This is a genomic window from Vibrio sp. 811 (assembly GCF_033339195.1).
Genome location: NZ_JAWOUB010000276.1, coordinates 1 through 799 on the forward strand (window position 1 = coordinate 1; position 799 = coordinate 799).

Genomic DNA, 799 nt, shown 5'->3' on the forward strand with positions numbered 1-799 from the left:
TCATTGGGGGTGGTGCGCAACGGGCATCTCTTTATGGATGTTAAACGTTTGCGCTAGATGTAATTTTAAGTCGTGGATCTTTTTAATGGTAATGAAGTAACTGTTTGAGATCTCAATTTATTTGTCTGCTCAAATCAGGGATTCATTCGCAGGTCAGAGCGCTGTACAGTCTCTGTTCAACCTTGTCATATTTGTGAAAGGGACTGCAAGAAGAAGGCTAAAGTCACTCGCTTTTCTGGTCGTTATCGCGATAATGAAGGCATCAAAGAACGCATTACAAGGTTTAGTTTATGCACATTCATATCTTGGGTATCTGTGGCACGTTTATGGGCGGCGCAGCAATTTTAGCGCGTCAATTAGGGCATAAAGTGACGGGTTCTGATGCCAATGTTTACCCACCGATGAGCACATTGCTAGAGTCTCAAGGTATTGAAATTATTGAAGGCTTCGACCCGTCTCAACTCGATCCTCAACCTGACCTTGTGGTGATTGGTAACGCGATGAGCCGTGGCAATCCGTGTGTTGAGCATGTACTTAATAGCAACATGCGTTACACCTCTGGACCACAATGGCTGAACGAATTTTTACTGCATGACCGTTGGGTGTTGGCTGTTTCCGGTACACACGGCAAAACGACCACTTCGAGCATGCTGGCGTGGATACTCGAAGACTGTGGTTACCAACCTGGTTTCCTCGTTGGTGGCGTGTTGGGTAACTTCGGTGTATCGGCTCGTTTGGGCGAAAGCATGTTTTTTGTTGTTGAAGCGGACGAATATGACAGTGCTTTTTTCGATAAGCG

General features: G+C 45.8%; 1 protein-coding gene. It reads left to right on the forward strand.

Annotated features, from left to right (window positions below; all coding sequences use genetic code 11):
• Positions 1-290: 290 nt before the first annotated feature.
• Positions 291-799: Mur ligase domain-containing protein (locus R7Q46_RS26325; protein WP_318078104.1), on the forward strand; the 509-nt coding region annotated here is incomplete at its 3' end.